Annotated in this window: 10 protein-coding genes; 8 read left to right on the forward strand and 2 right to left on the reverse strand. The window is 41.0% G+C overall.

Annotation, left to right across the window (positions count from 1 at the left end; genetic code table 11):
* Positions 1-19: 19 nt before the first annotated feature.
* The 3 genes from recN (at position 20) to spo0A (ending at position 4,314) form a co-directional block, all read left to right on the forward strand.
* Positions 20-1,735, forward strand: coding sequence for a DNA repair protein RecN (recN, locus tag ACQKMH_RS04820; protein WP_427586314.1), 1,716 nt, complete (start codon positions 20-22; stop codon positions 1,733-1,735).
* Between the two features lie 161 nt (positions 1,736-1,896).
* A complete protein-coding gene (gene spoIVB, locus ACQKMH_RS04825; RefSeq protein WP_427586315.1) occupies positions 1,897-3,189 on the forward strand; it encodes a SpoIVB peptidase in 1,293 nt (430 codons plus the stop codon).
* A 333-nt stretch (positions 3,190-3,522) separates the two neighbouring features.
* The gene (spo0A, locus tag ACQKMH_RS04830; protein WP_427586316.1) at positions 3,523-4,314 is read left to right on the forward strand and encodes a sporulation transcription factor Spo0A; all 792 of its coding nucleotides are present in this window, start codon (positions 3,523-3,525) and stop codon (positions 4,312-4,314) included.
* Positions 4,315-5,062: 748 nt separating this feature from the next.
* On the opposite strand, the gene ACQKMH_RS04835 is transcribed toward spo0A, so the two are convergent.
* Complete coding sequence (locus ACQKMH_RS04835; protein ID WP_427586317.1) at positions 5,063-5,605, reverse strand: DUF6241 domain-containing protein; 543 nt, start codon at positions 5,603-5,605, stop codon at positions 5,063-5,065.
* A gap of 393 nt (positions 5,606-5,998) precedes the next feature.
* Here ACQKMH_RS04835 and ACQKMH_RS04840 point away from each other — a divergent pair, with 393 nt between their 5' ends.
* Positions 5,999-6,733, forward strand: coding sequence for a glycerophosphodiester phosphodiesterase (locus tag ACQKMH_RS04840; protein ID WP_427586318.1), 735 nt, complete (start codon positions 5,999-6,001; stop codon positions 6,731-6,733).
* 44 nt (positions 6,734-6,777) lie between these two features.
* Here ACQKMH_RS04840 and ACQKMH_RS04845 read toward each other — a convergent pair whose 3' ends face one another.
* Positions 6,778-7,014, reverse strand: a complete 237-nt coding sequence (locus ACQKMH_RS04845; protein WP_101222519.1) for a DUF2627 domain-containing protein — start codon at positions 7,012-7,014, stop codon at positions 6,778-6,780.
* Positions 7,015-7,224: 210 nt separating this feature from the next.
* Between ACQKMH_RS04845 and ACQKMH_RS04850 the strand changes: the two genes are divergently transcribed.
* The 4 genes from ACQKMH_RS04850 to ACQKMH_RS04865 all read left to right on the forward strand — a co-directional run bounded on the left by ACQKMH_RS04850 (position 7,225) and on the right by ACQKMH_RS04865 (position 13,318).
* Positions 7,225-9,282, forward strand: coding sequence for a sigma 54-interacting transcriptional regulator (locus tag ACQKMH_RS04850; RefSeq protein WP_427586319.1), 2,058 nt, complete (start codon positions 7,225-7,227; stop codon positions 9,280-9,282).
* Between the two features lie 367 nt (positions 9,283-9,649).
* Positions 9,650-10,747, forward strand: coding sequence for a branched-chain amino acid dehydrogenase (gene bcd / locus ACQKMH_RS04855; protein WP_427586320.1), 1,098 nt, complete (start codon positions 9,650-9,652; stop codon positions 10,745-10,747).
* A 129-nt stretch (positions 10,748-10,876) separates the two neighbouring features.
* On the forward strand, positions 10,877-12,298 hold the full coding sequence (gene lpdA, locus ACQKMH_RS04860) for a dihydrolipoyl dehydrogenase (protein ID WP_427586321.1): 1,422 nt from the start codon (positions 10,877-10,879) through the stop codon (positions 12,296-12,298).
* 24 nt (positions 12,299-12,322) lie between these two features.
* A complete protein-coding gene (locus tag ACQKMH_RS04865) occupies positions 12,323-13,318 on the forward strand; it encodes a thiamine pyrophosphate-dependent dehydrogenase E1 component subunit alpha (protein WP_427587510.1) in 996 nt (331 codons plus the stop codon).

Genomic DNA, 13,318 nt, shown 5'->3' on the forward strand with positions numbered 1-13,318 from the left:
TTTTGTGAGGTGACCCAGTTTGTTAACAGAACTATCGATTAGGAATTTTGCGATCATAGACAGCCTGTCCGTATCTTTTGAGAAAGGCTTGACTGTCTTGACCGGAGAAACAGGGGCAGGGAAATCAATTATCATAGATGCCGTTCATCTATTGGTTGGGGGACGTGGCTCGGCAGAGTTCATTCGGCATGGAGAGTCGAAGGCCGAAATAGAAGGATTATTTCAGATTGAAGATGAGTCGCATCCCGTCTTTGCCAAGGCAGAAGAATTTGGCTTGGATATGAATGATGGGATGGCCATTCTTCGAAGGGATATCTCACTCAGTGGCAAAAGCGTATGCAGGGTAAATGGTAAACTTGTGACGATTGCCATTTTACGTGAAATAGGCCGGACACTGATCGATATTCATGGTCAGCATGAACATCAGGAATTGATGGATGAACGACTGCATCTTCCGCTGCTGGATCAGTTCGGCGGTGAAAAAATCGCCTCGGCACTCACTGAATACCAAAAACTATATAAACGTTATGAAACCGCTTCTAAACAATTGAATGGTTTAAGCCAAAATGAACAGCAAATGGTCCACCGCCTTGATTTGATTCAATTTCAATTCGATGAAATCCATAAAGCTGATTTGAAACTTAACGAAGATGAAGAATTGATGGAAGAGCGGAAGAAAATTAATAATTTCGAAAAAATCCATGAAGCGCTGCAAACCAGTTATAATGCTTTAAATGGTGAGCAACATGCAATTGATTGGCTTTCCGTAGCCATGAATAACCTGGAGGAAGCGGCAGGGCTTGATGAGGGATTAAAAAACAGCTCCGAGACCGTTTCAAATAGTTACTTTCTTCTTGAAGAGGCAGTGTCAAACATCCGGGATCAATTGGACTCTTTGGATTATGATACCGAACGTGTTGAATTCATTGAAAGTCGCCTTAATGAAATAAATCAATTAAAACGCAAATACGGGAGGACCATCGAGGAAATCCTTGAATATGGTGCTGGTATCGAAGAAGAAGTTGAAAAACTGCAAAATAGGGAAACCCATATTGCGAAGCTTGAAAAGGAAATAAAATCGATTAAGGCTGATTTAATTGTTGAAGCAAAGAATCTGTCTGATCTTCGTCAGACATTCGCTTTGCAGTTAACAAAAAAAATTCATCAGGAATTAAAAGATTTATACATGGAAAAAACAATTTTCGAACCACATTTCCTTCAAACGGCTTATACTTTCGATGAGTTGTCAGATAGGGGCATTAATCAAACAGGCCTGGATAATATGGAATTTTATATTTCCACCAATCCAGGAGAACCGTTGAAACCTCTTTCTAAAATTGCATCGGGTGGAGAGTTGTCGAGGATCATGTTGGCTTTGAAAAGCATTTTCTCCAAGCATCAGGGCATTACGTCCATTATTTTCGATGAAGTGGACACCGGTGTAAGCGGACGGGTTGCGCAATCCATTGCCGAAAAGATCTATAAAGTGGCAACGGGATCTCAAGTTCTGTGCATATCCCATCTACCACAGGTGGCAGCAATGGCGGATACTCACCTTTTCATCGCGAAAAATGTGAAGGCTGGGCGGACGAATACCTCTGTAAAACCACTTATAGAAACGGAAAAAATAAAAGAAATTGGCAGGATGATTTCAGGTGTCGAGATTACGGACTTGACGAAGCAGCATGCCAATGAATTAATTCAGCTGGCCAAAAGGCTGAAGATCACATCTTGATAGGCCCACAAGAAGATTATTTAAAATTCTAATAAGCATTCATTGTAAAGCTATCCAAAAACGGATAGCTTTTATTTTTTGCTCCTGTTATAAATGACTGTCATGAGGGCTAAATTAAAGGTGTAGCCATAAAGTTTCAGAGAGCGAGGAGAGTGAATGGATTGAAATTTTTATGGATAAACAGGATCATCGGTGGAATTCTCCTTGTTTCGCTATTAACATTAGGGTTATACCAGCCATCTCGTGAATATTTTTTAATTCCAAATCATCTTGTACTATTTGAAGGAAGTCAATATAGTATTTCCAAATCATTACCTGTTTCTGCAAAAGCTTCGGGTTCCAGTGATGGGATTTCGCTTCATGATGAACAAGCTTCGATCACGCTTGGTGCCGAGAAACCAGGTACGAATGAAGTTTTACTTGATGTAGCGGGCTTGCCTGCCAAAAAGGTTGACATTAGGGTGTTAAAAGACTTTAAAGTCATGCCTGGAGGCCAATCCATTGGCGTTAAGCTTAATACTCTCGGAGTGCTCGTAGTAGGTCATCATCTAATTGATACTACACAAGGGAAAAAATCACCAGGAGAGAAAGCGAAAATCGAAATTGGTGATATTATTACAGAAATCAATGGTCAGACGATAAAGAAGATGGGGGATGTAACCCCTTTTGTTCAGCAGGCAGGTGAAAAGGGAGAAGCGTTGAATCTTGTCATCAATCGGGATAATGAAGTGCTTCATAGTACCCTTTTACCTTTAAAAGATAAGAATGAAGGAATATACAAATTAGGTTTGTATATCCGTGATTCGGCAGCTGGTATCGGAACGATGACGTTTTATCACCCGGATTCAAAAAAATATGGGGCTTTGGGACATGTCATTTCCGATATGGATACAAAAAAGCCGATTGTTGTAAAGGACGGGCAGATTGTTCAATCGACGGTCACTTCCATTGAAAAGGGAAGCAATGGTGATCCTGGGGAAAAATTGGCACGCTTTTCTTCTAATAAAGAAAAAATAGGAAATATTAATCGCAATAGTCCCTTTGGGATTTTTGGGAAATTAAATCAAGATTTTAAAAACGGCGTTAATGACAAGGCACTCCCCATCACTCTTTCCCATGAGGTAAAGGAAGGACCAGCAAAAATCCTGACAGTGGTGGATGGTTCTAAAGTAGAGGAATTCGATGTGGAAATCGTCAGTTCCATTCCACAAAAGTTTCCTGCGATCAAAGGAATGGTCTTAAAAGTGACGGATAAAGAATTGCTTCAAAAAACGGGTGGGATCGTTCAGGGTATGAGCGGCAGTCCTATCATACAAAATGGGAAATTAATCGGTGCAGTCACCCATGTATTTGTTAATGATCCTACTAGTGGGTATGGAGTCCATATCGAATGGATGTTAAACGAAGCCGGTATTAATATATACGACAAAGATAATTATGAAAAGGCAAGTTGAAGAAACCGGGTATCCTTTTGGATGCCCCTTTTTAATGGGGAGCGGTGATTGGCAATAATAAGGGATGGCAATGGTTTAAATATGAAATATAAAAAATAGAGGATTTTTTGAAACGATGTGATAAAATGATAACGATATGAAGATTTTTCGACAATCGGTTTATTCGAATAGCAAACGAAGTCGAAAACAAGAGATATCCGGAGAATAATATTGAATTCCTTATATTTTTTCAAAAATAAAAGGAATTTAGTTTCCATTGTCGAAAAGTTCAATTACAATAGAATTTAGTCATATAGAAAAAAAGACCAATTGTAGTTGAGGAGGAAATCAAGCGTGAAAAAAATTAAGGTGTGCGTTGTAGACGATAATAGAGAACTTGTTGGCCTTCTGGAAGAATACATTTCAGCACAGGAAGACATGGAAGTGATTGGGGTGGCACATAACGGACAAGATTGCTTGGGGATGCTTGAAAGCGTTGATCCGGATATATTGATCCTCGATATTATCATGCCTCATTTAGATGGGTTAGGTGTACTTGAAAAACTTCGTGAAGTAAAACGGGGTGCTATGCCTAATGTAATTATGCTTACTGCCTTTGGTCAAGAAGATGTCACGAAAAAAGCAGTTGATTTGGGCGCGTCTTATTTTATCCTAAAGCCTTTTGATATGGAAAATCTGGCTAATCATATTCGTCAGGTGAGCGGTAAAGGCCAGGCTGTTTTAAAAAATCATAGTCAGTTTAGCTATCGTCCCCAAAATGAACCAAAGCCGAAAAACCTTGATGCCAGCATTACAAGCATCATTCACGAAATTGGAGTGCCTGCACATATTAAGGGCTATTTGTATTTAAGGGAAGCCATATCCATGGTATACAATGATATTGAACTATTGGGATCGATCACCAAAGTTTTATATCCGGATATCGCCAAAAAATACAATACAACGGCAAGCCGAGTTGAACGTGCGATTCGACATGCAATTGAAGTGGCCTGGAGCCGTGGCAATATAGAATCCATTTCATCTTTATTCGGTTATACGGTCAGTATGACTAAGGCTAAACCTACCAATTCCGAATTCATAGCAATGGTTGCTGATAAGCTTCGCCTTGAACATAAAGCATCTTGACAGGGGTAGGGGCGTTGATTTGACGGCAATTTGGACGGGAATTTAACCGTGAATTTATCGCCAACTCCGGTAAACTTTGCGGTGGAATACCAATAAAGACTGATCGTATTTGGTAGATAAACCAGTCAGACTACGAGTCAGTATATAGGAAAATTCCGCAGTCGTCCAAACTGGGCGGCTATTATTTTCGCGTAAGGGGTTGGTACTTATGTCCATCCGTAATCGATTGAATGAATTACGTCATGATCTTCGTATGACCCAAACGGAATTTGCCGCATTTATAGGGCTAATATCAGTGTAACCGTTACGAAAGGAAGCCCGCGAACCTACGCTCGACAAAGCCATGCTCAATAGCGAAAGGCTCGGTATGACGGTAAACGAAATATTTTATAGGGAAAAATCATGACGTCCATTGCTGGGCGTTTTTTTTTATGCCTTAGTCTTGTCAACTCCGTTTAATTTTGTTAGGCCGCGACTTGGAACGTCCGATATGAAAACGGAGAAAGACAAAGATGTTCGACCAACTCTATGCGTAAAAAAGCCCCGACAATTAGCGGATCATTCCGTAAGGTCGGGGCTTTTTCTTGAACAAACGAAAGTGCTATACTGCTGATTTAATTCGTCACGATGCTTTCAAGTGGTATATGGGTGTTCAAACATAAACTTTAGGGTACGGGGATAGTCAAAAGGGACCTAAATAGTCCCTTTTGATTAATAAAATAATCGATGTGCTCGGTTATACAGACTATTAAAAGTTTTCTTTGACAAATTCTGCTTCTTGTTCAGGAGTAAGAACTCCGGTAGCTTTACCAACATTTCCATTTTGGGCACCCCAAAGGTAGTTGTGATCTTCCACTATATTTTCGAAGTTTCCTTCTTTCCAGTTTCCTGCGATTCTCAGCAATTCTCTTTTAAGTGTGAAGCCGATGTCAATATCTTTAATAAATGCATAAACGACATTAATGTTTTCGGGAGTCATCTCAAGGTTATACCATTTTTCTTCAGAAATTACTTTTTGATGAGTCATACTATGCATCGTTTTCATCACGTCTTTTGCAGTTGAAGCCGGGCCAAGACCTAATTCATATAGAACTTGTTCATATTCTGAAGTTTGTTCTTCCATATCCTTATCTTTCTTAATTTTCCCCTTAACATCCATAACAGCAATATCAGTATTTGGTTGATTATGCGTTGCTTCATACTTTTTAGCATTCTGCTGTAATGTTATTACCACTGCAAGAACGGCTGCAGCAACTATAACTGAAACCACTGACCATCTAAATTTATTCATGATAAGTTCCTCCGAGTCATAGTTCAATTATTCACTCATTTCAATTACAACCTTTTATGGATAAGCTAACCAGTATTATATTAACATAAAATATTCACAAATAATCGTGAAACAATGATGTAGCCATATAGGCAAATATAAATGGAAACCAATACAGAGTATCCTGAGACTACTGGTGACTAAATGAACAGGCGCATTGGCGATACGTCCGTATAAGTAAAAAAAGCGACTGCAATTGGTCACCTCCCTGCTTATATATAGTCGTCCACGTGCATTTTAGTGTTGCCTTTTTCGAAAAGGTTTTCCGGTAAATGATATGGATGAAAATAATCTTCCGTTTCTTTTCATAAAATTGGGGATATAACGATTTTTGGAGAGGTGGCAGATTTCATCATGACCTTAATCTTTGCTCATCGAGGCTCAGCAGGTACCCATCCGGAAAATACGATGTCGGCCTTCAAAGAAGCAGCCCGTGTTGGGGCAGACGGAATTGAAACGGATGTCCAGCTCTCGAAAGATGGAGAAGTAGTCATCATTCACGATGAAAAGCTCGATCGGACAACGAATGCCTCAGGGTATGTGAAAAATCGGACCTTAATGGAGTTGAAAACTCTCAATGCGTCCTCAAATTATAAAGGTAAATGGGGTAAAGAAAAAATTCCGACACTTGAAGAACTATTGATATGGCTCAACAATAATCAGCTTTTTTGCAATATTGAATTGAAAAACACGCTTTTTCCGTATCCAGGCTTAGAAGAGAAAGTCATAAGGCTCATCCGTGCCTACCAAATGGAAGAAAGGATCATTCTTTCTTCTTTCAATCATTATAGCTTGGTTCATTGCCACCGATTGGCACCTGAAATGGAAACGGCACCGCTTTATAGGGATGGGCTGTACATGCCGTGGATTTATGCCAAGGCAATAGGAGGGAGCGCCATCCATCCAAATATCCGGGTTGCCCCTGATGTCATTATTCGAGCATCGTTAAGCATGGGTGTTCCTGTACGGCCCTATACCATTAATAAAGAAGCTGAGATGAAGCGTTTATACAAACTGGGGTGCAGCGGCATCATAACCGATTTTCCCGAGGCAGCCGTACGGATCAGAGAAGGATTGAAATCAAAATAAAGAAAGAAGGTGCCAATTCTTACATGGCACCTTCTTTTTGCGCATTAAAATTTATTGAATCTGCTTTGAACCTTATTTTGTTTTCGATCTCGATGAAGGACGAAGCCGGCGATGAAGGCTATCCCGCCAATTGTGATAAGCAGGCCGATTAAAAATTGCAACCATAGGACTGGATAGGGAGGCTGTAAAATGCCGAACACCATGTCCCTCATTATTTTTATGCCATAGGCAGCAAATGCCCCGGGAATAAAAAGAATCAAAAAAGCGATCAAACGTTTCATGCGGTCAAATCCCTTCCGAAAATTCCGTCTTTTAAAAATGATAAAGGATATAAAATATTTGTCAAGTTTCGGGAAACTAGAAAATGACTGGAAGGGGTTGACTGTTTTAAAGGGATATCAATATGGTAAAATGAGAGGGTGTGGAGTATGAAAAAAATTGCAGAGATGAATCTTTTAATGGGGTAAATAAATCATAAGGGGGGATGGCTCATGCAAAAAGTCATGATAGTAGGGGGAGGAGTGGGAGGGACGACCGTGTTGAAACTCCTTTCGGAAAGCGAAGTATTCTCAATTGTTTGTATGGCTGATACGAATGGATCCGCAGAAGGGATGCTTGCAGCAAAAGAACGAAGGATTCCTACAGTGACTAATTGGAGCAAGGGATTGGATGGGGATTTGGATATCATTTTTGATACGACTGGAGATCCGTCTGTCTATAATGAGATAAAAAGGGATATGCATGATCAAACGATACTCATTCCTGGAAGTGTCGCCCACATCATGACGAAGTTGTTTGAAGAGAAAAATCGTTTAATAAATAAATTGGAGAATGCTTCGGCAAAAATGGACCTGATCCTGAATACGACCAGTGAAGGGATGGTGGTGATTGATCAGGATGGATTCATCATCATGTTCAATGATAGTGCCGAACGAGCATCTGATACAAAACGTGTGGACGCGATTGGCAGACATATTAAAGATATCTTCCCTACAACTGGATTGCTTCGAGTGATGGAAATGAACAAAAAAGAAGTAAATCAGGAGATCACCCTTTCTAATGGGATGGAACTCATAACGACAAGGATTCCTCTGGTAAATGCCGATAAGGAAATCATCGGGGCTTTTTCCGTGTTAAGGAATAAAACGGAAGCTGTACAATTGGCGGAGCAGATCACTGATTTAAAAGAGATACAGACAATGCTCCAGGCGATCATTCAATCCAGTGATGAAGCCATATCTGTCGTGGATGATCAAGGGAGGGGACTATTGATCAATCCGGCCTATACAAGAATCACCGGCTTGACAAAGAACCAAGTGATTGGTAAGCCAGCATCCATCGATATTTACGAAGGTGAAAGTATGCATATGAAAGTGCTGCAGACGAAAAAGCCTGTTCGGGGTGTCAATATGCGTGTCGGGCCAAAACATAAGGAAGTGATTGTGAATGTAGCTCCAATCATTGTGGATGGGTGTCTGAAAGGGAGTGTTGGCGTCATTCATGATGTATCGGAAATTCAAGCCTTGACTCATGAATTGAATCGGGCGAGACAGATTATCCGGACATTGCAGGCTAAATATTCCTTTGATGATATAATAGGAGCCTCCGAAGAGATGAAGCTTCCCATTGAGCAGGCGAAATTATCGGCAAGGACACCGGCTACTGTCTTATTGAGAGGGGAATCAGGGACAGGCAAAGAGTTATTTGCACACGCCATCCATAATGCAAGCGATAGGAGATTCAATAAATTCGTACGTGTAAACTGCGCGGCGATCTCGGAAGCATTACTGGAAAGTGAACTGTTCGGTTATGATGAGGGAGCGTTTACAGGTGCAAGCAGAGGCGGAAAGGTCGGTTTTTTTGAAGAGGCAAATCAAGGGAGCATCTTATTGGACGAAATTGGTGAATTACCAGCGAACATCCAAGCAAAATTACTGAGGGTTTTACAAGAGCGGGAAATCATCAGAGTGGGGGGAACAAAGCCGATTCCCATCAATGTCCGGGTTATAGCCGCTACGAATATCAATCTTGAACAGGCGATAGCAAGCGGATCATTCAGGGAAGACTTATATTTTAGACTGAACCGCATGCCGATTTTCATTTCTCCTTTACGAAAACGTAAAGAAGATTTAAGAGAATTGGCGGAGCATTTAATTCATAAAATCAATCAGGAGTATGGACGGAGCATAGAGGGAATCACTGCAGAAGCTATACATAAGATGCAAATTTATAACTGGCCAGGGAATGTGAGGGAACTGGAAAATATTTTAGGACGGGCGATCATTTTCATGAAATTGAACGAGACGATCATTGATGTACAGCATATTCCGGACTTTATCGAATCGATTCCAATAATACAGGAGAAAGACTCAATGGTGCCATCTGGTTACGTATCGGGCAGACCGCTCTCGGAGATAATAGACCAGTATGAAGCAAAAATCATTCAGCAAGCTATAAATACACACAAGGGAAATAAAACACTTACGGCAAAAGCGCTGGGGATATCGGTTAGAAATCTATATTATAAAATGGAAAAATTCGAACTGTGAATATATTTGCATGCTAAAAATTGCGCACTATGAAAAAAACTGCGTGGAATATTCTGATTTATTTTAATTTAAGTGTAAGTCCACTTCTAACATGAAATTTTTTTAAATTTGGTATAGGCTATAGTTGTTCACCTTATTAACCAGCATCTCCTTTTTTTGGTTAAAAAGGCTCTCGCATTTCAATTTATTGGCATGTTATTTGCATATTTAATGGTACATGGATTTTTCACGGGAACCATTCCCAATGGGGAAAATAACATGTGATTAGCGGATTTCATTTAAAAAGAACGTAGTAACCAGTAAGAATGAGGAGTAATGCATATCCTCATATCTGACACGACTTAAAACATCTAGGGAGGATTCCTTTATGGAAATTTTTAAATATCTTGAGAAGTATGACTACGAACAACTGCTGTTCTGTCAGGATAAACAATCGGGTTTGAAAGCGATTATTGCCATTCATGATACGACATTGGGACCTGCACTTGGCGGCACACGGATGTGGACGTATGCTTCTGAAGAAGATGCCATAGAAGACGCTTTAAGGCTTTCAAAAGGAATGACATATAAGAACGCAGCTGCCGGCTTGAATCTAGGCGGAGGAAAAACCGTCATCATCGGCGATCCGCGCAAGGATAAAAATGAAGAAATGTTCCGAGCATTCGGTAGGTATATCCAAGGGCTTAATGGACGTTATATAACAGCTGAAGATGTAGGGACGACGGTCGAGGATATGGATCTCATCCATGAGGAAACGGATTTTGTCACTGGGATTTCCCCTGCATTCGGTTCTTCAGGTAACCCGTCCCCTGTAACTGCTTATGGTGTATACCGCGGTATGAAAGCTGCTGCAAAAGAAGCATTCGGCACAGATTCTTTAGAAGGCAAGGTAGTAGCAGTCCAGGGCGTCGGGAATGTAGCTTATAACTTATGCCGTCACCTTCATGAGGAGGGCGCTAAGCTGATCGTTACGGATATCAATAAAGATAGTGTGGCCCGTGCGGTTGAATCCTTTGGGGCGATAGCAGTGAATCCTGATGAAATTTATGGGGTTGAATGTGATATCTATGCTCCATGTGCATTAGGGGCTGTCATAAATGATCAAACAATCAATAAAATCAAGGCGAAAGTCATTGCAGGTGCAGCCAATAATCAATTGAAGGAAGCTGTTCATGGTGATCAAATACATGAAAAAGGTATCATATATGCTCCTGATTATGTAATTAATGCAGGTGGAGTCATCAACGTTGCTGATGAGCTTTTAGGGTATAATCGGGAAAGAGCCCTTAAGAAAGTGGAAACGGTTTATGATACCATTGAACGAGTCATTGAGATTGCAAAACGTGATCAAATTCCAACCTATAAAGCAGCTGATAGGATGGCAGAAGAGCGAATTGCACGTATGAGGAACTCCAGGAGTCAATTTTTACAAAATGAAAAGCATATTTTGAATGGTCGAAAATGATTTTAGTAGTACAAGATTTTAATTCCTGTGTTTTTTTAACGAAACACAGGAATTTTCAACATTGATAACGTAATAAACATAATACAAGTAAAAACGGTGACTATCTTTTATTAGTGAGGAGGAGTGGTTTTGGCTGAAGAATTTGACCTAGTTATCCTCGGAGGAGGAACAGGCGGGTATGTTGCAGCAATAAGGGCTGCTCAATTAGGATTGAAAACGGCTGTCGTGGAGAAAGGCAAGCTCGGCGGAACGTGTCTACATAAAGGCTGTATCCCTTCGAAAGCACTTTTACGGAGTGCGGAGGTTTATCAGACTGCAGTGAAAAGTGAGGAATTCGGTATAGTTACCGGGGATGTAAAGGTAGATTTTCTTAAGGTGCAGGAAAGAAAGAATAAAGTGGTTGATCAACTCTATAAAGGCGTTCAACACTTGATGAAACAAGGAAAGATAACGGTTTATGAAGGGATAGGACGGATTCTTGGTCCATCGATATTTTCACCGATGCCTGGGACAATTTCCGTGGAAATGAACAATGGCAGTGAAAATGAAATGCTTATTCCTCAGAATGTCATCATTGCTACCGGTTCGCGTCCGAGGACACTGCCTGGTTTACAGATTGATGGGGAATTGGTGCTAACTTCCGATGAAGCCCTAAACCTTGAGAGCCTGCCAAAATCAATCATTATTGTAGGTGGTGGAGTTATCGGCATTGAATGGGCTTCGATGCTGAATGATTTTGGTGTGGATGTGACAGTGCTTGAATATGCAGATAGAATCATACCGACTGAAGATCACGATATTTCTAGTGAAATGCTTAGACTTCTAACAAAAAAAGGCGTCAAATTCGTTACAGGTGCCAAAGTATTATCGGAAACCCTGAAAACGGATGTTTCAGTTTCCATTTCTGCTGAAGTAAAAGGTTCGGTAGAGGAATTCACAGCTGAAAAAATGCTGGTTTCCGTAGGAAGATCAGCAAATGTTGAAGGGATCGGCCTGGAAAATACAGAAATTGTGAAGGAAAATGGTTTTATTGAAACAAATGAGTTCTTCCAAACGAAGGAAACACATATCTATGCGATTGGTGATTGTATAGGCGGTTTGCAGTTGGCTCACGTTGCCTCCCATGAAGGAATTACAGCCGTTGAACATATGGCAGGTAAAAAGCCGGAACGGATCGATTATTCACTGATTTCAAAATGTGTGTATTCAAGCCCTGAAGCTGCAAGTGTCGGTTTGACGGAAGAACAGGCAGAAAAGGAAGGCTATGAGCTTAAAGTGGGAAAATTCCCATTCCGTGCAGTTGGTAAGGCCTTGGTATTCGGGGAAGCCGATGGTTTTGTCAAAATCATTGCAGATAAGAAAACGGATGATATCCTTGGCGTTCATATGATAGGACCACATGTTACGGATATGATTTCTGAAGCAGGGCTTGCAAAAGTGCTTGATGCGACACCTTGGGAGATAGCAAAAACAATTCATCCGCATCCAAGTCTTTCTGAAGCAATTGGCGAGGCGGCGCTTGCAGTCGATGGACTTGCCATTCATTCATAAAGAATAAGGTCAGGAGGTTTTATGATGGTAGAAAAACGTCATGAGCAATTAGGCTTAAATGAGGAAACGGTTTTAGATATGTACCGGACAATGCTTTTGTCCCGCAGGATTGATGAACGGATGTGGCTGTTAAACCGGTCCGGAAAAATTCCTTTTGTGATTTCCTGTCAAGGGCAAGAGGCAGCGCAAGTAGGGGCAGCGTTTGCACTGGATCGGCAAAAGGATTATGTACTTCCTTATTATCGGGATGTGGGTGTGGTACTTACCTTCGGGATGACCGCAAAAGACTTGATGCTATCTGGTTTTGCGAAAGAAGAAGATCCCAATTCCGGCGGACGCCAAATGCCTGGACATTTTGGTCAAAAGAAAAATAGAATCGTCACTGGTTCATCCCCTGTAACGACACAGGTGCCGCATGCAGTTGGAATTGCCCTAGCAGGGAAGATGGAAGGTAAGGATTTAGTTACATTCGTAACGTTTGGGGAAGGTTCATCAAATCAGGGCGATTTCCATGAAGGTGCCAACTTTGCAGGTGTGCATAAGCTACCGGTCATTTTCTTGTGTGAAAATAATAAATATGCCATTTCCGTGCCTATTTCGAAACAGTTATCATGTGAAAATGTTTCCGATAGGGCGATTGGCTATGGAATGCCAGGAATAACGGTGGATGGCAATGATCCATTGGAAGTGTATGCAGCCGTGAAAGAAGCGGCAGACCGTGCACGAAGGGGAGAGGGCCCTACCCTTGTTGAAACCGTTTCTTACAGGCTTACGCCTCATTCCAGTGATGATGATGACCGAAGCTACCGAACTGCGGATGAAGTGGCCGAAGCGAAAACAAAGGATTCCATAAAGACATTTGGAGCGTATTTAAGAGAAGCGGGAATCATGGATGATGATATTGAGAAACAAATGAATGATGAAGTCATGAAAATAGTGAACGAAGCAACTGATTATGCTGAAAATGCTCCATATCCGAAGGCTGAAAGTGCGATGACTCATGTGTATGCACAAAAGTAA

The sequence above is a fragment of the Peribacillus sp. NPDC097895 genome, assembly GCF_050277555.1.
In the GTDB taxonomy this organism is placed as follows: Bacteria; Bacillota; Bacilli; order Bacillales; family DSM-1321; genus Peribacillus.

Bases quoted from the DNA above. Each gene is read 5' to 3' on its own strand.
- ACQKMH_RS04865 (WP_427587510.1), top strand. From the start codon at position 12,323: ATGGTAGAAAAACGTCATGAGCAATTAGGCTTAAATGAGGAAACGGTT.
- bcd (WP_427586320.1), top strand. From the start codon at position 9,650: ATGGAAATTTTTAAATATCTTGAGAAGTATGACTACGAACAACTGCTG.
- ACQKMH_RS04845 (WP_101222519.1), bottom strand. From the start codon at position 7,014: ATGAAACGTTTGATCGCTTTTTTGATTCTTTTTATTCCCGGGGCATTT.
- ACQKMH_RS04840 (WP_427586318.1), top strand. From the start codon at position 5,999: ATGACCTTAATCTTTGCTCATCGAGGCTCAGCAGGTACCCATCCGGAA.
- ACQKMH_RS04850 (WP_427586319.1), top strand. From the start codon at position 7,225: ATGCAAAAAGTCATGATAGTAGGGGGAGGAGTGGGAGGGACGACCGTG.
- ACQKMH_RS04835 (WP_427586317.1), bottom strand. From the start codon at position 5,605: ATGAATAAATTTAGATGGTCAGTGGTTTCAGTTATAGTTGCTGCAGCC.